This is a genomic window from Paenibacillus sp. FSL M7-0896 (genome assembly GCF_037975415.1).
Lineage (GTDB): Bacteria > Bacillota > Bacilli > Paenibacillales > Paenibacillaceae > Paenibacillus_AQ > Paenibacillus_AQ silagei.
Genome location: NZ_CP150250.1, coordinates 3,365,477 through 3,390,903, shown reverse-complemented (window position 1 = coordinate 3,390,903; position 25,427 = coordinate 3,365,477). Strand labels below are relative to the sequence as shown.

Genomic DNA, 25,427 nt, shown 5'->3' with positions numbered 1-25,427 from the left:
TCGGTTTTTCAACTAGCATTCGGCCCGGCTCCTTCGTAATCGAACTTTCCCATGCCAGTAAAAAGAGCAGCGCCCCATTAACAGGATAATCGCTGCTCTACTCTACTATGCTTACACTCTTATTCTCTTGCTTACAGATTAAGCAGCAAACTCAATACCTTCGCACACTCTGCGCGCGTCGCATTGGCCTGGGGCTTGAGGAATCCGTCCGGAGTCCCCGTGATGAAGCCCAGTGAACCGGCGGCACTCACGGCGTCCTTAGCCCAGCTGTCAATCTTGGCGGCATCGGCAAAAGCAGGCAAGGAACCTGCCGGAGCCTTGCTTCCAGAGCGCAGCTCGTAGGATCTCACAAGTAGCGTTGCCATCTCTTGCCGCGAAATACGCGACTCGGGGGCGAACTTGCCGGTAGTGTCCCCTTTGACGATTCCGGCTGCAAAAGCGGCGGCCACATCGTCCGAATACCACTTGCTGCTGTCTACGTCAGTGAACGAACTCATGCCTTCCGCTTTTAGCCCAAGGGCACGGACAAGCATCGTAACGAATTCGGCCCGGGTCACTTCTCTCTTCGGTGCGAAGCGGCCTTCCCGGTCGCCCTCGATAATATGCTTGGCAGCCATCTCTTTTATCACTGAGTAGGCCCAATCCGCCGGAGTCACATCTGCAAAGCTCTTGTCATACTCCAGTACAGCATAATTGCCGGATTGCCGTACCTGTGAAGTCAATACGGACTGTTCTGTGGTTCCGCCTGCATATTCGAGCGTTCCATCATCTGCCGTGGCATACACACCTGCGAGCTTCGGATTGCCGTTCGCCTGAAGCTTCAGGCGAAGACTGACTGGTTCCGCGAACGAGACCAACGGAGTCTTAACTCCCTGCTGATTCAGCACAGACAGCCTGAGAGTGAACATTTCTCCGGCTGTTCTCAGTTCAGCTTCACTCTTCTTATTAGCCTGAAGTATCCAGGCTGTCTTCTGCTCTGTGGAGCTTGGCTCAAGCCCGATAGACATCATCGAGCCCTTCTGCTGCTGTCCTGCCAACGCTTGAAGCTGCTGAGCAACCTTGCCTGGAATCTCTACAGCCACTGTCTTGCCTTCCACCTTCAGAGCGGCTATTCCCTTAAGGGCCGCAGCGTCAGCGGGAATTCTTACTTCGCTCTGCCCTTCAGCCATTGGAATCACAATCTGGTTCTGGGCATTCACCTTCGGCTCAGTTACAGTCAGAATCTCCGGCTGCGGCGTAGCTTGTGGTGCAGCTGAAGCTTGTGCTGTTGCCAGCGGAGCTGTCCAGCCTGAACCGGAGCCCGTTCCTGGTGCCGTAGTCGGGCTTGGCGCCGGGCTGGCTGCCGGACTTGGTACAGGATTCTCTTCCGGGCTTGTTCCCGGTTCCGTTACTGGAGGTGTCACCGGCTCTGTTACCGGAGGTGTTACAGGTTCACTTGGTTCATTGGGTTCGCTTGGTTCACTTGGTTCGCTAGGAACCTCAGGTGTAGTTGTGCTATTGCGCACGAAGGTCACCTCTTGCAGATAGCCGTAATGATTATCCGAGTCTGTGAGGACTTTGAAGCCCAGCGATGCGCTGCCGTCTTCCCCAATGTGCACATGCTTTAGCGTCAGAGTCCGGGGCTTCAGCCAGGCGCTGCCTGAATAGGTAACCGGCACCGAATACGTCTGCCCCTCGGAGATCACATACATTACCGAACCGGGAGAAGGTTCACCCTTGTCCCCGAAGATTTTGGCCTGGAGGGTATAGGTTCCGGGCTCCAGTCCGGTCATTTCATGAGTAAGGCTGAAGTTAATCGGCTTGTCATCCCCGTAATCGAAGCCGCCTGAAGTCTTGCTGTCTCCGAAGGTAGCGGGCTTGGTGCCGCTCAGATACCAGTCGGACTTAGCGCCGTTCACCGTGAGATTATTGGTGCTGACGGCTCCGGCTTTTTTGACCAGCTTGAAATCATCAATATTCCCCCACTTGTCTCCAGCGTATTTCAGATTAGCGCCTAGTGTCAGCGTTCCATCTGTAACTTCAACGGTATCGATCGTTGGATTACTCCATTGCTGCCAGCCTGTGTTGACGAACGGCTGCTTCTGATTACCCGCAAAAATCTCTGCCGTCTCTTCCCCTCCCCCGCCCGAGACCCAAGCGGATAACTGATAGGTACCATTTTCAAGGCCGGTGACCGTCTGGGAGATTTGGAATTCCGCAGCCCCTGAGCTCCAGTAGTGCAGTGCAGCCGAACCGGAATGGGCATCCGACTCCACATTGACCGCCGCGCTATCGCCGCTTACGGTCCAGCCGTTCAGCCCGTCCTCGAAGCCTGGATTCTGAATGAAGCTTGTGCTTGGCGAGACTGTGATCTCCGTTGAATCTGTAAATCCGCCGTCATACGTAACCGCTGTTACTGTAGAGGTCCCGGCAGCAAGCCCGGAGATGGTTCCTTTATACTTGTCTACCTTGACGATGGCTTCATCCGAGCTGGTGAAGGTTAGCCCCTTATAGGTTGCATTCGCCGGGCTGATTGTTGCCTTAACGCTGCCGGTTCCGCCTACTTCTAGGACAGCGGTCTGCTTCTCTACTTTTACCGACTGAACTGGTACCCGGTTGATTGCCGAAGCACCGTCGATAAAAGCATCCATCGCGAAGGAAGGCTTCCCGTCCGGGTTCCAGGCAGACAGCCCATAGCCGAAGTAGACGCCCTCGGGTGCCCAATAGAACACACCTGTTCCCTGGCCTCCAGGTACAGCCTTTACGCCATCCTGTACAGCAACTAGCATATTGTATACATTATCCACATTCTTGCTCACATCGCCGCCAACCTCGACGACCATGACCTCCTTGCCATATTTTGCAGCCAGAAGATTCATGTTGGAGGATAGTTCATTAATAGAAGAAGTGTAGATAGAATCCGGGTAATAAGATAACCCGATAATGTCATAATCACTGTCTTTAAGCCCTGCCTCGACCAGACCTGCATAGAACGGATCTACACCGGTGTCTGCCCCGTTGGCTCTATGAATAATGATTTTGGTCTCAGGAAAAACAGCCTTGGCCGCATGTGATCCCGCCTGGATCAATTCCACCAGATTCACAGTATTGCTATAGCTGCCCAGCGGATGCATCATCCCGTTATTAATCTCATTGCCAATCTGCACCCACTCGGGGGTTACCCCCGCAGTCTTCAGCGCTTGCATCACCTCTGTGGTGTACTCCGAGACATGTGCTTTGAGCTGCTCCAGATTATCACTGGCCCAGGCGGCCGGAGTAACCTGCTTCCCGGGATCGGCCCAGGAATCACTGTAGTGCAGATCGACCATCACCCTGAAACCAAGAGCGCTTACACGGGAGGCCAGCGTAACCATCTCTTCGGTGCTGTTATGGCCGTTGATCGGATCATCGGATGGATTGACAAAAGCCCGGAGGCGTATCGAATCGATTCCGTGATCTTTTAGAATCTGGAGCAGGTCCTCTTCGTCTCCCTGATCGTTATAGAATTTGTAGCCCTCAGCTTCCATTTGCGGCAGCCAGCTGACATCTGCGCCCTTGGCGAAGGATTGCGGAATAGGAACCGCTCCAGCTTGTGCCGGTAATCCAAGTGCAGTCAGCGACATGATTAGCATTGTAAAAGTAAGAACCGCCGCAAGCCATCTTGTTCTCTTTTTCAAAATATTCCCTCCCTGTATTAGTCTCTCCGTTAGTATAGATGACCAGGAAGGTAACATTAAATTAAGCGAAGCAACGAAAAACTATACTTATTCAATTTTTTCACTGAAATGCGCTTACATTTCACTCTGAAAGACGTATAATATTCTCTATGTGAAATGCTATTCACCCTGGAATATAGATAACGGATCATACCAAAGGAGACCTAGAGATGCTGGATTCAAACACTACCCGTCTAATCACCAAAGCGCTGAGCGCAAGCATTGCCAATAAGGAAATCGCCGGTGCGAACTTCATGGTGATTCAGGACGGACAAGAAAGCTGGTATCACGAAGACGGCTATGCCGATATTGAAGCTGGACGCAAAATGTCCAGAGATTCGATCTTCCGCCTCTACTCGATGACGAAGCCGGTTACTGCCGCAGCCGTTATGCTGCTCCTGGAGCGCGGGGAGATCGACCTGTTCGATCCGGTCAGCCAGTACATACCTGGATTTAAAAATCAGAAGGTGGGGAAGAACGGGGAGCTTGTACCCGTAACTCGTGAGGTTGATATTAACGACCTGCTGAACATGACCTCCGGTCTGGTCTACGGCGGAGCCGACGACCTGGCGGGTCAGTATACGGAGGCGCTGTACCAGGAACTGAACAGCCGCCTGCTGGGCACCAACCCGATGAGCACACTGGAATTCGCCAACAGATTGGGAGAAGGCCCGCTGGCCTTCGAGCCGGGAACCTCCTGGCAGTATGGAACCTCTGCGGATGTTCTAGGTGCATTAGTTGAAGTCGTCAGCGGCATGCGGTACGGCGAATTCCTGCAGCAGGAGATCTTCGGTCCGCTGCAAATGAACGATACCGGCTTTTGGCTGCCCGAAGACAAGAGAGAGCGGCTGGCCTCTGTCTACCAGGATGATGGTGAAGGCGGATTGATACCCTTTTCGGAGAGTCCTCTGGGCGTTAATCATCATATGGACCGGAAGGCGGCTTACGAGGCAGGCGGAGCCGGGCTGGTCTCGACGATTGAGGATGCTGCCAAATTCACCACCATGCTGATGAATCAGGGCAGCTTGAACGGGGTGCAGCTGCTGAAGCCCCGCACCGTTCAGTTTATGACTTCAGCCAGCTTAACCAGCCCGCAGCAGCAAGGCTTCAATCCGTGGCATTCGCTGCAAGGCTACAGCTACGGTAATCAGATGCGCATCCTGACCGATCCGGGTCAAGCCGGAGGGCTCGGCAGCCTGGGAGAATACGGCTGGGACGGCTGGCTGGGAGCTTATTTTGCCAATTGTCCGCTGGAACGCCTGACCATCCTGTTCATGATCCAGAGAAAGGACTCCGGTACCCTGCCCATTACGCGCAAGCTGCGGAATATCGTGCTAAGCGCATTTTAAGCGACGAAGCTGTATGGATTCACTAAATTTGAGAAGCTGGAATTAGGTGCTTCCAGAAACAGATGGATTTTCTCCACCTGCTCATGAACAGAACATCCCTCTCCAGGGAACAGTTGGAAAAAGGGCGCTTAATATACTGTTTTTCCAACTAAATGTGAGAGATCCACTCCTACCATTTGGCATTTGCCCTGTTGGCGGCAATCACCTCAAGGAAGCGGTCGGGATAATTCGTATGCACTCCGTCTACTCCCCAGGAGTAGGCTTTATCCATGTTGAGCTGATAGTTCACTGTGTATGGGATGATCTTGAGCCCCGCCCTCTTCACCTGAGCTACATAAGCTGCGCTGATTCCCTGGAAATTCGGGCTGATGCCTACGGCATAGGTCTTCACGGTATCCAGATAGGACTGAGTCACCCTCGTAGCCGCATAATCATTCCATACCAGCTGGTATAGCGGAATATCCGGGTTAATCGCATGAAGCTGCCGCAGACTGGCTGCGCTGAAGGAGTGAACGGACACCCTTTTGGCGAGATCATATTTCAATATCGTATCATTCAGGATCGCTTCGATCCCGAACTTCGATGCAGGCTCCTTGATTTCGACCATATAGTTGATGTCCTTGCCGAATGTCTCGAATACTTCTTCAAGCGTTGGGACGGTAAGCCCTGTGTATAGATCTCTGGCGAACATCGGGTAGTCCTGATTGAACCATGAGCCTGCATCGAGCTGTTTAATCTGCTCCAGGGTCATATTTTTCACAAAACCTTTGCCGCTCGTGGTACGGTTAACCGTCTCGTCATGTATCACAACAGGAATCAGGTCCTTGGTCAAATGAATATCGAGCTCAATCGAGTCGGCACCCATCTCACGTGCCAGCTCAAAGGCCGGTATCGTGTTCTCGGGAGCATAACCGGATGCGCCGCGATGGGCAATCGTATAGACTTTGTCCGCCGGCTCGATCATCTCCTTCACCTTCACCCGGATGACCGGAGAATACGCGTACAGTGTGGAGAACAAGGAAATACACAATACAATGTGCACTCCGATAAAATAACCCTTATGTCTGAACATCCTCATCATGCTGTTGTCCCCATTTGTGTATGATTTAATCTCCATGATGGAGCCTATCTATAGTATCAGACATATGCGGGGTAAACAATCCATTGTTCACGTATTATCATGTAATACAAAGAAACCAGTTCCCTTAAGCCTTAAGGTCTGGTTTCTTTGTATTTCAGGTGCTGGATGCCATCAACCAGCACATAGTAACCGCTAAGCCAGCATACTATCCAGTTCAGCAGATATCCGGTTCCTGGCCGCATCCACCATGCTAAAATCCATTGCTGCGATATAAATTTCCTTTAATTCATCCCGGTGCACCTTGGCCTCTGCCAGAGCGGCTATTGCCGTTTTCATTGTGGCCTTATATTGTGCGCTTATTTCCTCTAGCGGTCCGGCGAGGCGCTCATCCGTTCCCGGTGCAATAACAGCTTCATACGTATCGATGATTACGTCTCCTTCCCGCTCCGGATAATATTCATGCGGGCTGGTGCTGTCAAAGACCGCAAAATCAAGCTCACGCACAATAACCATATCCAGACTGTGGGGATCGAATCCGCAATGATAGATTTCCGTATCAAAGCCCCTCTTCTCTGCCTCAGCAGCGATTTTGCGGAGTATGGTTGATTTGCCTGTTCCGGCCCGGCCTTTGAGGAAGAAGCGTCTGGATAGTCCTTCGGTCAAATTAGGTACAAAGTCAACCGATCCTGCCGGCGTTGCTGCGCCCAAAAACCGGTGCTTAACATCAGCATGCCTCTGAAGCTGTGCTTCGCCAAACAACTGTTCCAGCATCCGGGCCGTTAATTGATCCGCCTGGCCGAAGTCCATATGCTCGAAGTACATCTTTTCCCATTCGTCATGAATGTTCAGAGCCACCGCAAATCTGCTGTACGCTGCCGCATAGGCATCCGCAGCCTTCCGGTTAAGCTCCTCAATGATCTCCCTTTGACCGATAAGCGCTGCCGAGTCCCACGCTTCCCCCAGGTTCACGTATTCCCGGGCTGCTCCGGGAGCCTTGGGCTCGATCACATGGGGCGCCGTCCCGTCAACAATGCCCACGCCAAGCGCCGGAATAATGACCCCGTCAATGGAATCCTTATCAGATGAACAATGAATCAGCTCAATATCGTATCCCCGCTCCGCCCATTCCGTACCGATTGCTCTCATCAGCGAGGATTTGCCGGTACCGGGACCGCCTTTCAAGATGAATATCCGCCGGAGTCCTTGAAGATTCGATTCGAACAAACTGTAGAAGCCAAGAGCCGTATTGCCGTCTGCAAAATATCTTAAAATTCCCGCAGCCATACACCCACTTCCTTTCCCGTTGCAGCCTGATAGGCTTATAACCATACAATATGCGTCAGGTATTTGTAAGGTTCCAGCAGCGGCGGAAATTCCGTCCATTCCACGTGAAGATGCTGAAACTAAATGCCCGCAGCCGCCATCCGTGCAAGCACCTTCTCCCCTCTCGCTTCCAGCTCCCCGCCGCTGAACTTTGGAAGTACAAGTTCGGAAACGATATTCCCGTCCCTCGTAAAAAGAACCCTGTCCGCCCTGGCGGCGACTTTCGCATCATGGGTCACAAGCATGATGGCTGTGCCCTCTTGGTTGATGCCTGCCAGCAGCTCCATGATTTCCTCTGCGGTCTTCGAGTTCAGCGCACCGGTTGGCTCATCGGCAAACAGAATCTCCGGCGTATTGATTAGTGCGCGGCAGATCCCGGCCCGCTGGAGCTGCCCGCCAGATACCTCAGTAGTATCCCTGTTTTCCAGCCCGGCAATGCCTGTCTGGATCATTAGGTCTCTCGCTTTTTGCACGAGTTCCACTGTATTCCTCTTGCCGTCCTGCACGGCGGGAAGCATGATATTATCCAGCAGATTCAGGTTCCTCAGCATCGTGGGCTGTTGAAAAATAAAGCCCATGCGGGTCCGGCGAAAATCGGCAAGCGCATTTTCCCGGAGCCCGGCTAGTTCCGTATCGCCAAATTTCACGGTTCCCTCAGTAATCTCATCCATGCCGCTGAGTGCGAACAGCAGTGTGGTTTTGCCTGAGCCTGAGGGCCCCATTACGGCAACAAATTCACCTTCTGTTATATCTACGTCTACTCCATTCAATGCCATGGCTTGCTCTGCACCCTTACCGTAAGTTTTCACAATATGGGTACCTGTAATGATGCTGTTCATCTGCTAATCCTCCTTGATATGCCCGGAAATTTGCAAAGCCTGGATGCCGGAACTGCCTAACCTGGTAGCTGCAACGACACAGCCTGCAATCAGCAGGGGCGAAAAAAGATAGACAAACCACGGATTTACCTCGAAATGGAAGGCTGACGCGCCGAAGGACGACACGATCGCCACACCGGCAAGCTCTCCGAGCGTATTTGCCAATAGCGTACCGGTGATGACACCCATCCCCAGCACGGTAACGGAGCGTGTAAGATATTGCCTCCGAATATCCCTGCTAGTGAAGCCTATGGATTTCAAGATGGCAATGGAATAACGGTCCTTCGCCACCAGTAACTTCATGAATAGCGTTGTTACCAGCAGTGTGAGCAGGACGGTTGCCAGAGTTGCGACGATGGATGCCTTTTGTATAGCCTTGCGCATAGGACCAAGCATCTGCCCGATGGTCTCGTCGATCCCGGTAATTTTGGCAAAGGGGAATTGTTCCCGGTACTGTGATATGGCCGCCTGAACACTCTGACGGTCACGGAACGTAACCGCAATTGAGGCGCTTAGAATCTCCCCGTGATTCATCTTGAAATTAGCCTGAGCTGTACGCCCGCCATTCGTGACATCGGAGTAAATTCCGCACACCTTCAGGTGCTTTTCCGTACCGTCAGCGATAACAACGATTTCATCCCCAACATTCATTTCAAGGTCTTCCGCATTCAGTACCGAGACGGCGATCTCCGCTTCCGCTTGCGGTGCACGGCCTTTGGAGTACGTAACCGGAAAAGCGGAATAGTCCCCGAAGGTCACCCGCAGCTTCTCTGGCGTTCCGTCATCCGTTCTCCTCTCTAGCATCCGGCTGGTGAACATAGCATATTTCTCAACGTTCTTATCTTCCGCCAGCCTGGCTGCAACCTCCGCCGCCTTCCCCGGGACATCCTCCACCTGTGTCCGCAGCACTCCGATATTAAGGTCACTGATGCCCATACCCATATTAGTGATGAAACCGGGTGCAGAGATCGTATTGCTGATATTGTACGGCACAATCATAATGAATGAGGAGATGACGAGCACCATCGTCATGGTGACATACAGCTTCTTACGGGACAGCACATCCTTGATGCCTAGAAAGATATTCCGGGTGAACAGCCTGTTGTGACTCAGCCGGAAGCTTCTGCCCGGTTTCGATGATTCCCGTGATGCGCCGAACCTCACCGCCTGCGCCGGGGAGATGTTACGGAAGCGCCGCAGCACACCATTCACATATAGCATGACCACCGCGAAGATGAGCACCGCCCCCGCAAGTCCGCTGAGCAAGCCGGGAAACCGGCTCCCGCTATCACCCATATACAGACGAATATTGTGCATAAAAGGAATCTGGAGTGGCAGAGAAGCCAGAAAACCCAGCACGCAGGCTACACCCGTGATCGCACCGTATTTCGCAAGGTACAGCTTCTTGATCTGTGATACCCGCATCCCGATGGCCTTCAGTACGCCTATTTCCTTGTAATCCTCTTCGATCGTTGCCAGTAGCGTAAAGCGGATACATAAGAAGGCCACGATAATGACCAGCATGCCGATTAGCACCAGCACAGCAATCATAATGCCGTCCGTAATGCCGTTAATCATCTTCACCTGATTGTACGTGATCGCAGGCGGACCGTTGGCCGGGAGACCCGCATCCAGATACGCTGTCTCAAAAGCGGGATAGTTAACCCCCTCAGACAGGCGGAATTCAATCAGGTGCTCCAATTGTCCGAACTCACGGACCCTCTCGAAATCCGTCTGGCTGACCAGGAACCTTTTGGAGCTTACCAGTGCCGCATTCATAGTCGAATCCCGCAAAAACCCCGCAACGTGGAAGGAAATACCGTGGATCGTCAGTGTATCTCCTAGTGCTGCGTTCCCTTCCTGCCTGTAATAGACAGGGACATAGATTTCACCGTCTGCCGGATGAATCACCCCGCCGTTTAAGTCCAGCAGATAGTCGAATTTCTTGCTCTGTACGGAAAGACCATTGTCCTGAATGCTTCCTGCAAGCGAATCGTTCCCGATCACTATCTCTGCACCCTCAATATTTAGGAACTCCTGCACCTGATATTCCTCAACACTTCCATTCGTGTCTGCGAAGCGCCGCAACTGGTCCATATCAACATTGCCTGTATGCATCTGCATGAAATGGAGCGCCTTCGCCGATCGAAGCATGTTATCAATTGCGCCGGACAGATTCACTGTAAGCGATGCAGCGAGCGAGGTTAGCATGGCGGCAACGAGGATGAACGCCATAATCGTGCCGGTAATCAGCTTGCTTTTGCGCAGATCATTTTTAATTAATTTTAGATACATGTCACTCCTCCGTCTATTTGTGACCTTACAGGTTTAACCTTTGGGGAAAATGAGGACGAACTCCTTGGTATAGGGTGAGACTGCGTCTATTACGCTAACTCCCCCGGAATGCTGTTCCATCACCTTGTGCACAATAGCCAGTCCTAGCCCGGTTCCACTGCTGGTGGTTCTTGAAGTGTCGCCGGAGACAAACGGCTCGAAGAGATTTCCGGTGATGGCCTCCGGGATCGCTGCTCCATTATCGGCAATATGGATTGTAATCCGGCTGGGCTCATCCGTCAGTCCTACGAATAACAGGCTGCCTGACGGGTTATGGCGGATTGCATTAGTCAGCAGATTGCCGATAGCCCGGCTAATTTCCAGCGGATCTGCTATATAAAATACGGGCTGGTCCGGTAACTGCAGTTCTAAGCTCATCTGTTTGCTTTCGATTTCACCAAACAAAGCAGCGCAAGATACGCGAAGCAGTTCCACAAGATCAACCTTCGCCAGCTTCAACTTGTATTCAGGCGCACCCAGCTTGGAGTAGGCCAGCAGCTGGTCAATCAATTGGTTCATCTGTCCCGATTTCGCTTGGATCGCCAGATGGTATTCCCGCTGTTTGTCCGGTTCCTCAACCAACCCGCCTGCCAATGCCCCTGCATAGCCGGAAATCGTAGTCATGGGAGTTCTCAGATCATGGGCAATATGCGAGAACAGCTGCATCCGCTCATTCTCCATGCTCATCCGCTGTTCTTCGGCATTCTTCAGCCTTTGGGCCATATAGTTGAACGCATCCCGCATTTCTGCAAATTCCGTTTCCGTCTCAAAATCCAGCCTGGTATTCAAATGGCCCGAGGTCACCGCCTTGAACCCTTCTTCCATCTTCCTTACAGGCTCCATAAGCTTCCTGTTGATCCCGTGCCCGAACAGGACAATCCCGATAAAATACACGGCGGCTGTAATAAGAATCCAGATCACGGACAGCGTGATCTGAAGCGATTCCGTTCCCTTGGCCAGCGGGGAAGAGGCCAGCTCCGCGAAGTTCATCCCGTTCTTCCATGTTAACAGACCGTACAATAGCTCCAGAACCAGGAGCGTCAGCGCAATGCCGAAGGTGTAGCCTATGAATCTGCACATGATGACTCTTCTGAAGCTGCGCTTGTTCTTCATGGATGCACCTCCAGCCGATACCCTAATCCCCGCACAGTTCCAATGGACACCCCGCTGCCGCCGGGAAGCTTGGCGCGCAGCTTACTGATGGCCACCATCACCGTATTATCATCCACGATAGCCGTCTCCTGCCATGCCGCCTCATACAGCTGCTGTTTGGTGTAGACGCGTCCTGGACTTTGCATGAACAGCTTCATCATGTTGTATTCTGTAGCGGTAAGATGGATTGCGGCGCTGCCCAAGCGGAGACTGCAAACAGAAATATCCATACACAGTTCCCCAGCCGTCAGCACCGCCGCTGCGGAATCCGCTGCACCACCGCTATAGCGGCGTAATTGGGCTTTGATTCGGGCAAGCACCTCAAGCGGGTCAAATGGCTTAGTCACATAATCATCCGCACCAAGGTCAAGCCCCAGAATTTTCTCGTGATTCTCTGTCTTGGCACTGACAACGATAATGGGCAGATTGCTGTGCTCTCTCAAGCCCTTAATCAGCTGATAGCCATCAAGCTCCGGCATCATAATGTCGATGACAGCCAGATCAACCCGTGCAGCTGCAGCCTGCTTCAGTGCTTCCCTTCCATTCCCGGCCTGGATCACGGTATATCCATCCTTTTCAACATACAGGCGCAAAAGCTCCCGGATCTCCTGCTCATCGTCAACAATCATAATCGTTTGGTTCATCATTTCACCTCTCCTCCTGCAGGGCTGTAAGCGCATTATGGCGGCCCTACCTTTCAGTTAAACACGGGTAACCTTAACATTGCCTTAAGATTTATCATAGGAAGCGGTTATCCATGCCAAAAAGCGGCATTCCCCATCACCGGATGGTAGAAATGCCGCTTAGCCTATATTCAACTCCCCTTATATTCCCATGAACCGCTCCACACCAGCCAGGTCCATGACGACCATCTGCTTGTTGCCGATCAGCTTGATCAGACCGGAATCTTCGAGCCTGGAGAACTTCCGGCTGATCGTCTCCCGGGTCACTCCGACATAACTGGCCAGCTCTTCGCGGGACAGCGGCAGGTCGATATGAACACGTCCGCCGCGCGGCTTGCCGTATTTCTCACTCAGCTCCATGATCATATACGCGATCCGGATTTCCGGGTCCTTGGTCGCCAGACTCTGCGCCAGATTCTCGGTGTGGGCGAGGCGTTTGGTTACGCTTGAGAGCAGCCGGAGCGAAATATCCGGGTTCTCGGTCATTAGCTGCTCCATATCGCTGCGGGTCAGCAGGCAAATATTGGTGTCCTTCAGCGCATACGCACTGAAGTTGCTAAGCTCGTCGCTATTGAAGATACTGAGTTCCCCGAAGAAATCCCCGTTCGTCAGGATATGCAGAATCTGTTCCTTCCCTTCGGGTGTGATCTTGGATAATTTCACATGTCCCTGCTGAATAATATACAGCGTATCGGACGGCGCGCCTTCGAGAATTAGCGGCTGGCCCTTGGTGAATTTGCGGTGCTTAATCATCGCGCTGATCCGGGTAAGATCCTCATCGGTCAGCGCGGCAAAAATCGGTACCTTGCGTGTACAAGGTTCTGCGGCGTGCTGGCAGGAATGCTCTTTCATACCGTTCCCCCTGTGATGTGAAATGTGAAGCCTAAGTCTCAATCCTCTAATGGGCAATTGTGTTCTTCTCTTCAACCGGAACGAAGTGGCTGGTGTCCTCCCCGCAGACCGGGCAGACCCAGTCTTCAGGCAAATCTTCAAAGGCTGTGCCAGCTGCGACATCCTCATCGGGATCGCCTACCGCCGGGTTGTATATGTAGCCGCAAGGGGTACAGATATATTTTTTCATCGTAATCAGCTCCTGTTATTGTGGTTAGTGAATTAATTCAATACAGCCTGCGCTTCCGCTATAATCTCTTCGATGCTCTTGCCGTCAGCACTACCACTCAGCCGGACGCCTTGCTCAACAGCCGCCTTGTAAGCCAGCGAAGCCGCAGCACCCTGCCAGGACAACGCCCCGACCATGACATGATCCTTCACAAAAATCCGTGTATACGCCCCATTCTCTTCACCGCATACCGACTCATCGCAATTCCGCTCATCGGTGTTGCCGATGGAGAACAAGGACACCCCGAACGCATTGAACAGGGTCACCGGAACCGCTCTGCGGTATACACTCCGGGCTTCAGCCATATTGCTCCCTGCGATCTTGCCCTGTTCCATCGCTCCGCCCCACAGGCCTTCCACCAGTCTACCGAACTCGGCAACGTCACCCGCTGCATAGATATTCGGAGCACTTGTCTGCAGATGTTCGTCCACAATAATGCCGCTGCGGACCTCAATCTCCGATCCGTCTGCCAGAGCAGTATTCGGAACAATCCCAATGGAGTAGACCACGTGGTCACAAGGGAAGTGCGTGCCGTCATTCAGCGTAACCCCGGTGACAACCTCTGTCCCCTCTATGGAAGTCACACCCTCTTGAAGAATCACCTTCACCCCGGATTGCTCAAGGGTCTTTTGCAGACGCTTGGAAGAGTAGCTGTCGAGCTGTCTGCCCATCAGGGCAGGTGCGTATTCAACCACAGTTACCGTATACCCTGCTTCATGAAGCGCCCAGGCGGTCTCGATTCCCTGCACCCCTCCGCCAATGACAGTTACGCGGCTGCCTTCCTTAAGACTGTCCTTCAGCCGGTCTGCGTCAGCTAGCTCACGGATGCTGTGTACATTGGCAAGTCCGGCACCCTGGATGGTTAATGCGCGGTTCTTCGCTCCCATGCAGAGCAGCAGCTTATGATATTCCACGCACTGGCCGTCCTCTGTCTCTACGGTATGGCGCTCCGGGTGGATGGACACGATGCGGGTGGACGACTGTACGGTGATGCGGTTATCGCGGTACCATTTCTCCTTCTTGATCAGTACCTTCTCGCTGTGCAAGTCGGTGAACATGCCCTTGGTCAGCTTGATCCGGTTATACGGCAGGCCGCTCTCTTCCCCGATGATCGAGATTTCCGAATCCGCGTCCTGATCACGGATCGCTTTGGCGGCATGGACGGCGGTTACACCGCCCCCAACGATTACGTAATGCTTCGTCATGTTCGCTTCCTCCTCCCTAGATTGAACTGAGCAGCAGATCCGAGACAAATTCGGTTGCATGCTTAATCTTCTGGACCTTCTCAGGCTCTCTTGGGGAGAATCTTACCCGTACGGGGAACTCCACATGGGTCATGCCGGTGGTTTTGATAACCTCAGAGGTGCTCTGTACAGTCATGTTCGTTCCGTTCAGATAATCTTGAATGACCTCGATCGCTTCTCCGCTCCAGCCGTAGGAGCCGAATGCCGTAGCCAGCTTACCTTCCAGATTCATCTCCTGCATGCCCTTCAGCACTTCCTCCAGGTTCCCGATCATATCCGCATACTTCGTGGAGCTGCCGATGAAGACGGCGTCTGCCGATTCGATGCTGTGCAGGATGTCTGCGGTGCTGCTTTTATCTGCGTTCCAGACTTCAGTCTCAATATTGTTCTCCTTCAGGCAATTCTCAATGATCGCGGCCATCTTCTTCGTGCTGTTCTTGATGGTGGTATAGACAATAACAGCCTTCTTGCCCTGGGTGGTCTCCCGGCTCATTGTAGCGTACAGCCCGATGAACTTAGGAATGTCCTCGCGGATCAGGAACCCGTGGGAGGGTGCAATCATGCGGATCTCCAGATCCTTCACGGCTTCCAGCAGCGTTCTTACATATCTTCTGTGCGGGTGGATAATCGCTGCATAATAGCCTTTGTAATCTTCAGTGATATCGAAGCCTGCTTCATCGCTGAACAGATGCGCAGCTGCCACATGCGTACTGAAAATATCGCAGGGGAACAGGATCTTGTCTTCCACACAGTATGTAATCATCGTCTCTGCGGTGTGGAGGTACGGTGTTTCTTTGAACAGCAGGGTTTTGCCGCCGATATCCAGGGTGTCTCCGTCCTTCACCACCAGAAAGTTGCGGCTGTGCAGCTTATACATCTCCTGCAGCTCCGGTACAGCGATCTCGGTGCAGACAATCGTAGCATTCAGTGCCTGTGCCGCCAGTGCCGCCAGTCCGCCGGAGTGGTCAGGCTCCGTATGGTTAATGACGATGTAATGAATATCCATGAGATCAATCATTCCGGCGAGACACTCGGCATATTCGCGGCCGAATTCCATATCCACCGTATCGATTACGGTCGGCTTGCCGGTTTTGAGGAGATAGGAATTATAGGTGGTGCCTTTGGCGAGAATCAGGCGGTGGAACGGGACTTCACGATTGTCTATTTTGCCTACCCAGTGGATGCCTTCGGCGATTTGTCTGGTTTGTGTACTCATTTGTATTAGCCTCCAATATTTGATTGATAATCCTTATCAGCAACCTCATTCTATTACGCCAGCTGCTTAAAAAGGAGGATTCAAATCAAATTTCGAAAGTTTGTGAAAGCTTTCGTTTGGCCTACTCTTAATGTAGCCGATTCCGCAGAAAAAGGGGTGCGTGTGGTCACAGGCGGGGAGGAAAACTTTAATTTGCTCTCATATTAATCAAAAAAGCCGCTCTCTATAAGATCAGCTTTTCTTGGCGACAAAGGTTATGCAATCAGAGGTTAGCTTGACGGGCTGCCCGTCTCTGTTAATCTCAAAAGCTAAGGATTTTACGATCAGCTGCTCTATCTCCCATCCGGCAAACTGCTGTTTCAATAGTTCGATCATTCTTTCAGTAGACAGATTTACTTCAAACATGGGGTCCAGCTCTTGCTTATTCTCTAGAAGCATTTCCCGGATATTGGACGCGATAATAATGCAATTCGCCCCTCCTGCTCTTGTCCCGGAATTCATTTCACTCAGTTTCTGCTCCAGTACCTGTGCCGACCTCACATGTTCCAATGAAGATACGGCTACGATAATATCATACTCATCTGGCTCAATAGAAAAGTGTTCAATATCAGATAGAATGGGTACAATGTAAGACTCGACACCGAACTGCTGACTGTAACTCTTCAGCTTCGCTGTGGCTGATTCCAGCAGGTCTACACATACCACTTTTCCATTCCTAGGCTTAATCGATTCAGCAATCGGAATGCTGTTCCGGCCAACCCCAGCTCCCAGATCCAGTATGCTTATGTATTCTTGATCCTTATACTGATTAATAAGATTAATAACTGTAGTAACGGGTTTGTGCAGCCAGGAGCCTGGCTCGAATAAATCGTAAGTATCATAACATTGATCATGATATTTCTTCTCTTCCACTCTTATATTGGTTATTCTATCCATTCCCTCACCTCGTAATCTTTGATTCCGTCCACAAAGTAATTCTCCAGTGAAGAGTATTTTCCTCTAACAGCTTCTTCTCAAGCATTCAGCTTCACACTTTTGATGAGATATATTCCTGGTTAGCTTGCTATGTCTAACATTACTCAAGGTGATATAGTTATCCCATTGGTACTGAAGTTATTCCACTTAAGGAGCGATTGTAATGACAGTTGAACGTTATCAAATTCATGTTGCCGATGAAGTTCTGGAGGATCTGAGATACAGACTGGAGCATGTCCGCTGGCCTGGGATGTTCGAGGAAGCTGCTTGGGACAGGGGGACAGATCAGGCATATTTGAAGTCTCTTATTGCCTATTGGCGGGATCAGTTCGATTGGCGGGCCCGGGAAGCGGAGCTGAACAAGCTGGCGCATTACCGCTGCAAGGTGGAAGGGCTGGATATCCATTTTGTGCATGAACGCGGCAAAGGTCCTAATCCCCACCCGCTGATCCTCACCCACGGATGGCCGGACAGCTTCTTGCGCTACGAGAAAATCATTCCCATGCTTACAGATCCGGCGAGCTACGGCGGGAATCCCGAAGATTCCTTCGATGTCATTATCCCTTCTGTCCCCGGGTTCGGCTTCTCAAATGGACTGCAGCGTAAAGGAATTAACAATTCCAACATAGCCGGGCTATGGGCCATATTAATGACCGAGCATCTCGGGTACCGCAAATTCGCTGCGGCAGGCGGAGATATCGGCTCCGGTGTGACCCGGTATCTGGCCTTCAACCGTCCTGAGTTGCTAAGCGGAATCCACCTAACTGACATCGGCCTGATCAAGAATCTGCTAACGGTGCAGGATAAATCGGGGCTGACGGAAGAGGAACAATTGTATATCCGAAACACCTCACAATGGATCGCCGAGGAAGGCGGATATATGCAGATTCAGTCGACGAAGCCGCAGACGATTGCTTACGGGCTTACCGACTCCCCTGTGGGTCTGGCGGCTTGGATCATCGAGAAATTCCGGGCATGGAGTGATTGCAAGGGCGATCTGCGGCAGAGCTTCAGTGAGGATGAATTGCTCACGAATATTATGATCTACTGGGTTACGAATACGGCAGGCTCTTCTGCAAATCTGTATTATGAGAATACGCATACTTTGCCGCCCTTAGGACCTATTGAGGTGCCTACTGCGGTAGCTCTCTACCCTGGAGATGTCTGCCTGCCGCCCAGAGCATGGGCTGAACGCAATCTGAATATTACACGGTGGACCACGATGCCCCGCGGCGGACATTTCACAGCGATGGAAGATCCGGGACCGCTGGCGGATGACATCCGTGAATTCTTCAGACCTTTCAGGGATTAGAACGTGCTTGTGAAAAAAACTGGGGCAGCCTCCGCTTGGGAAGCTGCCCCTGGCTGTGATTATATACCGGCGGTTGAATGCAGGATGTTTACTTTGCCGGTGCTGGAACGATCTCAGCAGGAGCCGGCACCAGCTCGGGAAGTGCCTCTACAATGGCCTCTTTCTGGTCAGGGACTGGTGCAGGGGCAAGCCCGGAATCAGATTGGACAGCGCTTGCTTTCGGCATCGTTACGGGAGCACCTTCAGCAGGGGCTGGTACAAGCTCAGGCAGCGGCTGGGCAATTATCTCTGCTTGAGCAGATCCTGGAGACTGCTCAGCGGGAACCGTTGCAGAATCATCAGATTCAGCTGGCCCAGCAACAAGTTGTCCTGCTTTATATTTCTGGGCGGGGATGGTGCTGCTCTCGGCAGGCTGGGTTCCAGATACTTTGGCTGGCTCGGTTATTTTACCTTCGGGCACTGTAGAAGCTGCAATTTCGGAAGCGGCATTCTCAGAAGAAGTATACTCCGAGTCGGCGACTACTTGCGGTGTCATCTTGGAGGCCAATGCCGCCGTAGAGGTGCCGATCCCTGCAATTAACAGGGCTGCGGTAACCGATAGGAAGAGGGTCTGTCTGTTTAGTTTTTTGACGTTAAGCATATGGGTTAATCTCCTTTGTAATTGTTTGCCGTCACCGGATAATGAGGCGTAGAAGGCTCCGGGTTGACTGGTGGGCCCTGCCATGACATTCAGAATCGTCCCGCCGTAACGTTTGCGGTCGGCATGAGACATCTCTTGCACCACTTCCTGATCACAGGTCAGCTCGCTCCAGGTATGAAGCTCATGACGAACCGTGTGAACTAGCGGGTTGTACCAATGTAATGTACGGACTACAAGCAGTGCAGCTTTGATCCACAGATCCTTCCGCTTCAGATGAACCAATTCATGGCGCAGGACCATCTCCATATCCAGATTGGCATGACTCTGTATAGGCAAATAGATCGACGGTCTCCATAGACCGGCCAGAAAAGGACTGCGTGCGACAGAACTGTACGCTAGCTTCACGCTACATGTGAGGCCAAGCTCCTCCTTGATGCTCCTTAGCATCTTGGCTGGTTCACTATTCTCCGGTACCAAGGTACGGTTACGCTTAAGTACTCTGGTAAACCTGCGGTACGCATACCCTTGCCAGGCGGCAAAAATGACGGCACCTGCTGCCCAGATCCCTAACAGGATATATGCGGTACTTGCGGTAAGTGCTAGAGCAGGCTGCAGAGATTCCGCTACATCCCCGGTTAGCCCCCCACTCTGGAGATTCTGTACACTTGTGGCTACACGCGGCGCGCTTAGGTGTTGGGATAACCACGGCAGGATCAGAGCTATAGGGAATAAATAAAAGACTAAGGCCAGCTTAATGAGTCTGTAACGCCATCGGGCCGGGAAATGTCCGGTCGATAACCTCCCCAGTGCGTAGATGCTGATGGTTACTACACTTCCGGCAACGGTTAGTGAAATCAGAAGATTCAGCAGAGTGTTCATCGTCATCACCTACTTTTCCGAGAACCATTGCTTCAGCTCGTCAATATCCTGGTCCGACAGCTTGTCGCCGTCATACATGGCAGAGATCAGGTTCTTGACCGAACCCTGATACAGCCCGTCCAGGACATGCTGAGTCTCCACCAGCTTATAGTCCTCAGGCGAAATGCCGGGCACATATTTGTTCAGCCGCCCATGCCGGGTAGCCGTCAGAAACCCCTTATCCACTAACCGTGACAAAAAGGTAGATATCGTCTGCGCCTTCCAGTCCCTTCCCTTATGCGCGAACAGGTTCAGCAGCTCCGTTGAAGTGACTGGCGGCGTACTCGCCCAAATGGCTTCCATTAACTCTAACTCTGTATCCGATAGCTTTTGAATCTTGTTCACCGTGAACACCTCATATGTCTGTTATGCGTCCATAACATTATTACTACACTACGTAGTAGTTATAATCTACTACATAATGTAGTGGTTAGTCAAATGTATAGCTGCAATCCGTCTAGAGATTATCAAATTGAACTGAAGCAGTAAAAGACCGCCGGGAAATCCCAGCAGCCTCCACTAGAATGAAATCACAATCCCATGATTCTGTATATTACCGCTGCAGCCTCTTCACGCGTGGTCAAACCCTGCGGTTTGTAAGTACCGTCACCATAGCCCTTGATGATACCGGTCTGCCGCAGATAGTTAACTGCTTCCAGAGCGTACGCTCCGATTTGCTTGTGATCCGTAAAGGACGCGGCAGGGCTGGAAGCCTCCGGCTGCGGTCCGTTCAGACGCATAGCGCGGAACAGCATAACAGCGATCTCCTGGCGGGTAACCGGCTCCATTGCACCGAAGAAGTCCTCGCTCCGCCCGTTAACAACACCTAAAGCCTGAGCCGTAGTAACGGTTTGGTAGTACCAGGCACCTGGAGTGACATCCTTGAACTTCCCTTGGTTATTCCCTCCTTGAAGCTCCAGTGCGGATACCAGCAGTTGAATGAATTCTGCCCTGGTGATCTGCCGGTCAGGTTCATATTTGCCCTCCCCTGTACCGCGAACCAGGCCACGAGCAGCCAATGCCTCCAGGATGATGGAGTTACTAGAGTCCGTATCGGAGAAGTGAACCCCTGCATTGGCAGTGCCATAGAGGCCAAAATTTGGTGTTGTAAATGTAATGCCGCCTGCTCCTGCTACATATTTAGAGTTCTTAATCACTTCGGTTTGCCCTCCACCAGTGACGGAATAGGCGATAGCTTGATGCGACGCTTCTCCCGGCTTCAAGTTGTGTGCAACGGATACCTTCATGGATGCAGACCCGCGTAGTCTTTCTATTTGCTGTCCGTCCACGGTCAGAGAGACCCGGTGTAAGGAATACGTTGTCCATTGCTTATTCATGTCCGCTGGCTGCTGTGAAGTATCTGCAACATGAACGGAAAGCTCCAGCTTTTGGGAACCCTCAGGAATACTATCTACCAGAGAAGCCACGGGAATCGTTAAGGTCACTCCGCCAGCTTGTATGGTCAGCGAGGTTACATGATCCTTCAGCTCTTTTACCGGTAGTTGAAAAGCACTTCCTTTGGTCATAGCATTCTCTGCTGCCAGCTTAAGCACCAGTGCTCCGCTCTGCACACCATCCATGGCTTGCCGGATCTCTCCGTCCCGAAGCTGCGCGTGAATGATTCCATCGGCTCCCGGTTCAGCTTGTACCTGAAGGAGTCCCGGTGAATGAGTAATGATCTCACCACCTACTGTGCCGGGAGTACCTTCACTGCTTCCACCGCTGTTATTATTACTGTTGCCGTTATTGTTGCCGTTATTGCTGCCGGGCGTAGGTTCAGGCGTATCCGTTCCCGCGTTGTCCCCGCTCCGAACCGCATTTACGGTGTAAGTCTTGGAAGTAGTTCCGTCGGCAGCAGTCACTTTGATATCAATCCTGTTGTCTCCTACCTGAAGCCCGCTCCCGCCTGTTACTGTCACTGTGGCCCCGGCATGAGCAGGCGTCCCTGTTACAATCACCTCAGTCTTGGAAAAAGGAAGGTTGATGGTGTAATTCAGCTTATCCTGCTCGAACCCTGAAATATCTGTACCGTCAATACTCAACCGGCTCAAATCGGCATTGCTGCTCAGCTCCGGCTCTTCTTCCCCGCCGGTATTCATCAGCTGAAAGGTGCGGAAGAGAGTCGGGTCCTTCACACCGCCAATGCCTGAGCCCCATTCGATATAACCCTTGCGGCCTGCTCCGTCATTATCATTGACCAGCATCGAGAAGCTCAAGACTTCACCCGGCGCTGGCCGGACCGGGCTGACTTCGCTCCAGGGCAGTGCCAGGGCATAGGAGGTTACCTTATTCTGCTCATCTCTGGTCACCTTGAGCGTTCCTGTGGTCAATATTCCCGTTGCTGCCCCTTTCATGGACAACCAACGGTAAATCTGCGGACCCTCCGGGGTCTGAGAGATCCCGTATTCATACCAGGACTGGCTGTCTCCCGGTACACCGGGAGCAAGGCTGAACTGGATGCTGTCATTCTGCCAGATATTAATTCCGGAAGCCTTATGAGTGAATACATCATCACGGATATCGGCTGTCAAATACAGCTGATCCTTAGCCCAGCGCAGCTGTGCGATTCCACTCAGATCATCCACACCAGTGTACCCCGTCAGTAGAGGCGTTCCGTCTGCAAGATCAATCAGCGCCGGTCTGCCTGTGTCCGACTGATTCGGCATCCGGTTAATATCTATATTCCGCTTCACGTGGACATCCTCGTAACCCTCCAGATCAACGGTCAGCTCCAGAGGATAGTTCACGCCTTCAGAGAATCCCGGCAGTGGAATGGAATAAGGGAATTGGCTGCCCGGTGCGATCTCAGGCAACTTCGATTCGCTGCCGGTAATCTGCTCTTTGCCTTCACCGATAGACCAGGTAATCTTCTTAATGACGAGAGGGTCTGCGGCCGAGCTGTTCGTGAATTGAAGCTGAAGCGATATCCCGCCACCGCTTCCGTCCTTAATATGCGGGACAATCTTCAGGCCTTCATAATACAGCCGCAGATCATCTATGGGTGCTTCAGGCAGCGTTGCCGGATCAAGTCCGGGACCGTTATACGCTCCGATATTCGGCGGAGCATCCGCTGACACGGCATTGCCCCAGTAATCCAGTCCACCATTGTCGGCAATAACAGCTCCGGTCCCGAGTGCAGGCGAGTTGTCTCTCAGCTTATAGCCGTCCACCGTGTTCCAGCCGGTACCGCCGCTGCCTTGGGCGACAAGCAGCGGATTCGCTGTGATGGAATTAGCATTCTCCGGCTCACTTGCAGGATGGTTGCCATACAGCAGATTATGATCGAAGGTGCCGTTCACCCCCGGCAGATTATATCCTCCCTGTCCAAGGTTGTAGACCAGATTATTCTTGAAGGAATAGGGAGCGTTGATATTGCCGCCGTCATCCCATTCATGGTCGATAATTCTGGTGTTCTGCCCTGCTCCGATATAGATTGTATTATTATAGATTTGTGTATCCGGCGTAACCCCGCCCGCGAAGTTGAAGGTGTGCGTCAGATCATTTTGGCTGATATTGTAGCGCACCACATTGTTAGAGGAGCCTGTCAGCACCCCCGGAGTCAAACGCGCATCGACGAAAAGCATGAATCCGCCTTTGTTGCCATGGCTGTAATTATATTGAACCACACTGTCTATGGTATCAATATCCAGATTGAAGCCCTGGCCGTCGCCTTCCGGCTTGTTCGTGTTGAAGGACTCATTGAACTGTACAACGTTATTCCGGCCCCGGGTCGGCCAGATCGCGGCGGAGCCGTTAAATTCACCTTCCTCGGAATAGTTCCCTCCTTCCTCTGCAATGTTATGTTCAATCAATCCCCCATTCACACCAAAGGTGAGAATGCCGTCACTGTCCGCCTGCTTAACATAGTTCCCGCGGATGGTGACATTGACCGTAGCATAATCCGTTCCGTTGAACCGCTGATCCCATACCACAATCCCGGTACGCCCGATCCGTTCCACCGTGTTGCCTTCGATCCATACCCCGTCGAACTTGTCAGTACCCGTTGTTCCTCCGACATAGACAGAGATGCCGCCGAACGCATGCGGACCTCCTTCGGCCCCGGATACGGTAGGATAGCGGAAGCTGCTGGATACATCATGCACATAGTTATCCTTAATGTGTATATTTCTTAAGATTCCTCCATTGGCGTTCTCTACCATAATCCCTTCGCGGTAGACCGTTCCCCTCTCGGAGGCATAGTTGGTAACCTCCAGATCGCGGATCATCCAATTCGAGGCATTGCGTAAATATACGGCCCCGCCGGCCATACCACCGCCATTAATAACCGGCTTGCTTCCGGTGCCGTATGCACCGATAGTGATCAGTTTCTCGTCCGTTCCACTGCCTTTGGGATATAATTGTTCGTTCCAGATGCCGCCCTTCTTCAGCAAGATCCGGTCACCGGCCTCAAAGGTAGTCTGATTGACCACGCTAAATGTCTTCCACGCCGTCTCCGGTGTTCGCCCGTCATTACTATCGCTGCCTGTAAGGGCATCGACGTAATAATCCCCGTCTCCGCCACTGCTTCCGCCGCCTCCCTGCGTTCTATTGGATAAGGAGACCGAGCCTAGCTGCATTTGCCAGGGGGCGGAATCACCGCTTAGTTCGATTTTCAGATAATGAATGCCAGGTGGAATAACCTCTGCAGGCGTATAATTGCTCCCTGTCCAAGCTCCATCACCCGTAGACTGGGGAGCATCTTGAACAGCGGCCAGTTCCGCCCAGCCGGAGGCATCCGCCGAACCGTAGAACTTGATGCTTCCGCTGGAGCCGGCAAAGGAATGCAGGCGGGCTTTGAAGGACTGCAGGTTATGCAGATGGTATACGATAAATTCAGCGGATTCTGCCGTTCTTACCGCCCGGGAAGCATCTCCGCCAAAATAATCGGGATTGCTGGTATCCATGGTCCAGTTATCGCTGTATGCGGAGAGCTGTGAGACATCGTCCAGCTCATCGTTCAACGTTATCGGAGCTAAGGATACATTGGAGAGATTAAGGCTGCCGAGCTGCATCATCCAGGTATCGAGATCGCCGCTGACTTCAATTTTGAGGTAATTAACACCATCCGGCAGTACTCCTGATGGTGTATACATGGTTCCGTACCAGCCCGAACCGGTCGCCGCCGGACTGTCATTGACGGCCGGAAGCTCCGTCCAGTCTGCGGCATCCGCTGATCCGTAGAACTTCACTACGGCGGTTGAGCCGGAGAAATAATACGTTTGAAGCGAGAACGACTGGATGCCTGTCATTGGATAGACTGCATATCCGGCATCCATTGAGGTCCTGACCATTCTGTCAGCATCTCCGCTGAAGAACTGAGGGTTGCTGCTGTCAATCACCCAATTCTCCGAGCGTAACTCCTCTGCCGGAAGGGCCGTGAATTCATTGGTCACCGTCTCTTCAGTATGGGCTGAGACGCCCATTGCGGGGAGCATCGCTGTGCAGATCATCACCAGCGCAAGTATGGTTATTGTCAGTTTTTTCAACATTATTGCGTAATTCCTCCT

At 52.2% G+C, this 25,427-nt stretch carries 17 protein-coding genes; 2 read left to right on the top strand and 15 right to left on the bottom strand.

What is annotated here, in order from left to right:
- Positions 1-131: 131 nt before the first annotated feature.
- Positions 132-3,656: a glycosyl hydrolase 53 family protein gene (locus MKY12_RS14360; RefSeq protein ID WP_339314206.1), complete on the bottom strand. Its 3,525-nt coding sequence runs from the start codon at positions 3,654-3,656 to the stop codon at positions 132-134.
- A 209-nt stretch (positions 3,657-3,865) separates the two neighbouring features.
- On the opposite strand from MKY12_RS14360, the gene MKY12_RS14355 reads away from it, so the two are divergent.
- On the top strand, positions 3,866-5,044 hold the full coding sequence (locus MKY12_RS14355; RefSeq protein WP_339314204.1) for a serine hydrolase domain-containing protein: 1,179 nt from the start codon (positions 3,866-3,868) through the stop codon (positions 5,042-5,044).
- A 169-nt stretch (positions 5,045-5,213) separates the two neighbouring features.
- Here MKY12_RS14355 and MKY12_RS14350 read toward each other — a convergent pair whose 3' ends face one another.
- The 11 genes from MKY12_RS14350 to MKY12_RS14300 all read right to left on the bottom strand — a co-directional run bounded on the left by MKY12_RS14350 (position 5,214) and on the right by MKY12_RS14300 (position 17,011).
- On the bottom strand, positions 5,214-6,116 hold the full coding sequence (locus MKY12_RS14350) for a glycerophosphodiester phosphodiesterase (protein WP_339314202.1): 903 nt from the start codon (positions 6,114-6,116) through the stop codon (positions 5,214-5,216).
- Positions 6,117-6,317: 201 nt separating this feature from the next.
- Positions 6,318-7,409 carry a PRK06851 family protein gene (locus MKY12_RS14345; protein ID WP_339314200.1) on the bottom strand — a complete coding sequence of 364 codons (1,092 nt, stop codon included), beginning with the start codon at positions 7,407-7,409 and terminating at the stop codon, positions 6,318-6,320.
- A 119-nt stretch (positions 7,410-7,528) separates the two neighbouring features.
- Positions 7,529-8,287, bottom strand: a complete 759-nt coding sequence (locus tag MKY12_RS14340) for an ABC transporter ATP-binding protein (RefSeq protein ID WP_339314198.1) — start codon at positions 8,285-8,287, stop codon at positions 7,529-7,531.
- Positions 8,288-8,290: 3 nt separating this feature from the next.
- Positions 8,291-10,621: an FtsX-like permease family protein gene (locus MKY12_RS14335; RefSeq protein WP_339314196.1), complete on the bottom strand. Its 2,331-nt coding sequence runs from the start codon at positions 10,619-10,621 to the stop codon at positions 8,291-8,293.
- Between the two features lie 33 nt (positions 10,622-10,654).
- Positions 10,655-11,773: a HAMP domain-containing sensor histidine kinase gene (locus tag MKY12_RS14330; RefSeq protein ID WP_339314194.1), complete on the bottom strand. Its 1,119-nt coding sequence runs from the start codon at positions 11,771-11,773 to the stop codon at positions 10,655-10,657.
- Positions 11,770-12,459 (bottom strand): response regulator transcription factor, encoded by a 690-nt coding sequence (locus MKY12_RS14325; RefSeq protein WP_339314193.1) that lies wholly within the window; start codon positions 12,457-12,459, stop codon positions 11,770-11,772. The genes MKY12_RS14330 and MKY12_RS14325 overlap by 4 nt, the downstream gene beginning before the upstream one ends.
- Positions 12,460-12,636: 177 nt before the next feature.
- On the bottom strand, positions 12,637-13,347 hold the full coding sequence (locus MKY12_RS14320) for a Crp/Fnr family transcriptional regulator (protein ID WP_339314192.1): 711 nt from the start codon (positions 13,345-13,347) through the stop codon (positions 12,637-12,639).
- 46 nt (positions 13,348-13,393) lie between these two features.
- Positions 13,394-13,576 (bottom strand): rubredoxin, encoded by a 183-nt coding sequence (gene rd, locus MKY12_RS14315; RefSeq protein ID WP_076075525.1) that lies wholly within the window; start codon positions 13,574-13,576, stop codon positions 13,394-13,396.
- Between the two features lie 32 nt (positions 13,577-13,608).
- The gene (locus MKY12_RS14310; RefSeq protein WP_339314191.1) at positions 13,609-14,820 is read right to left on the bottom strand and encodes an FAD-dependent oxidoreductase; all 1,212 of its coding nucleotides are present in this window, start codon (positions 14,818-14,820) and stop codon (positions 13,609-13,611) included.
- 16 nt (positions 14,821-14,836) lie between these two features.
- On the bottom strand, positions 14,837-16,075 hold the full coding sequence (locus MKY12_RS14305; protein ID WP_339314190.1) for an FprA family A-type flavoprotein: 1,239 nt from the start codon (positions 16,073-16,075) through the stop codon (positions 14,837-14,839).
- Positions 16,076-16,306: 231 nt separating this feature from the next.
- Positions 16,307-17,011, bottom strand: a complete 705-nt coding sequence (locus MKY12_RS14300; RefSeq protein ID WP_339314189.1) for a class I SAM-dependent methyltransferase — start codon at positions 17,009-17,011, stop codon at positions 16,307-16,309.
- 202 nt (positions 17,012-17,213) lie between these two features.
- On the opposite strand from MKY12_RS14300, the gene MKY12_RS14295 reads away from it, so the two are divergent.
- The gene (locus MKY12_RS14295; protein ID WP_339314188.1) at positions 17,214-18,362 is read left to right on the top strand and encodes an epoxide hydrolase family protein; all 1,149 of its coding nucleotides are present in this window, start codon (positions 17,214-17,216) and stop codon (positions 18,360-18,362) included.
- Between the two features lie 88 nt (positions 18,363-18,450).
- Here MKY12_RS14295 and MKY12_RS14290 read toward each other — a convergent pair whose 3' ends face one another.
- The 3 genes from MKY12_RS14290 to MKY12_RS14280 form a co-directional block, all read right to left on the bottom strand.
- The gene (locus MKY12_RS14290) at positions 18,451-19,887 is read right to left on the bottom strand and encodes a M56 family metallopeptidase (RefSeq protein WP_339314187.1); all 1,437 of its coding nucleotides are present in this window, start codon (positions 19,885-19,887) and stop codon (positions 18,451-18,453) included.
- Between the two features lie 3 nt (positions 19,888-19,890).
- On the bottom strand, positions 19,891-20,265 hold the full coding sequence (locus MKY12_RS14285; RefSeq protein ID WP_209870719.1) for a BlaI/MecI/CopY family transcriptional regulator: 375 nt from the start codon (positions 20,263-20,265) through the stop codon (positions 19,891-19,893).
- 185 nt (positions 20,266-20,450) lie between these two features.
- The gene (locus MKY12_RS14280) at positions 20,451-25,409 is read right to left on the bottom strand and encodes an S-layer homology domain-containing protein (protein ID WP_339314186.1); all 4,959 of its coding nucleotides are present in this window, start codon (positions 25,407-25,409) and stop codon (positions 20,451-20,453) included.
- Positions 25,410-25,427: the final 18 nt, after the last annotated feature.

Bases quoted from the DNA above. Each gene is read 5' to 3' on its own strand.
- MKY12_RS14355 (WP_339314204.1), top strand. From the start codon at position 3,866: ATGCTGGATTCAAACACTACCCGTCTAATCACCAAAGCGCTGAGCGCA.
- MKY12_RS14350 (WP_339314202.1), bottom strand. From the start codon at position 6,116: ATGTTCAGACATAAGGGTTATTTTATCGGAGTGCACATTGTATTGTGT.
- MKY12_RS14345 (WP_339314200.1), bottom strand. From the start codon at position 7,409: ATGGCTGCGGGAATTTTAAGATATTTTGCAGACGGCAATACGGCTCTT.
- MKY12_RS14340 (WP_339314198.1), bottom strand. From the start codon at position 8,287: ATGAACAGCATCATTACAGGTACCCATATTGTGAAAACTTACGGTAAG.
- MKY12_RS14335 (WP_339314196.1), bottom strand. From the start codon at position 10,621: ATGTATCTAAAATTAATTAAAAATGATCTGCGCAAAAGCAAGCTGATT.
- MKY12_RS14330 (WP_339314194.1), bottom strand. From the start codon at position 11,773: ATGAAGAACAAGCGCAGCTTCAGAAGAGTCATCATGTGCAGATTCATA.
- MKY12_RS14325 (WP_339314193.1), bottom strand. From the start codon at position 12,459: ATGATGAACCAAACGATTATGATTGTTGACGATGAGCAGGAGATCCGG.
- MKY12_RS14320 (WP_339314192.1), bottom strand. From the start codon at position 13,347: ATGAAAGAGCATTCCTGCCAGCACGCCGCAGAACCTTGTACACGCAAG.
- rd (WP_076075525.1), bottom strand. From the start codon at position 13,576: ATGAAAAAATATATCTGTACCCCTTGCGGCTACATATACAACCCGGCG.
- MKY12_RS14310 (WP_339314191.1), bottom strand. From the start codon at position 14,820: ATGACGAAGCATTACGTAATCGTTGGGGGCGGTGTAACCGCCGTCCAT.
- MKY12_RS14305 (WP_339314190.1), bottom strand. From the start codon at position 16,075: ATGAGTACACAAACCAGACAAATCGCCGAAGGCATCCACTGGGTAGGC.
- MKY12_RS14300 (WP_339314189.1), bottom strand. From the start codon at position 17,011: ATGGATAGAATAACCAATATAAGAGTGGAAGAGAAGAAATATCATGAT.
- MKY12_RS14295 (WP_339314188.1), top strand. From the start codon at position 17,214: ATGACAGTTGAACGTTATCAAATTCATGTTGCCGATGAAGTTCTGGAG.
- MKY12_RS14290 (WP_339314187.1), bottom strand. From the start codon at position 19,887: ATGACGATGAACACTCTGCTGAATCTTCTGATTTCACTAACCGTTGCC.
- MKY12_RS14280 (WP_339314186.1), bottom strand. From the start codon at position 25,409: ATGTTGAAAAAACTGACAATAACCATACTTGCGCTGGTGATGATCTGC.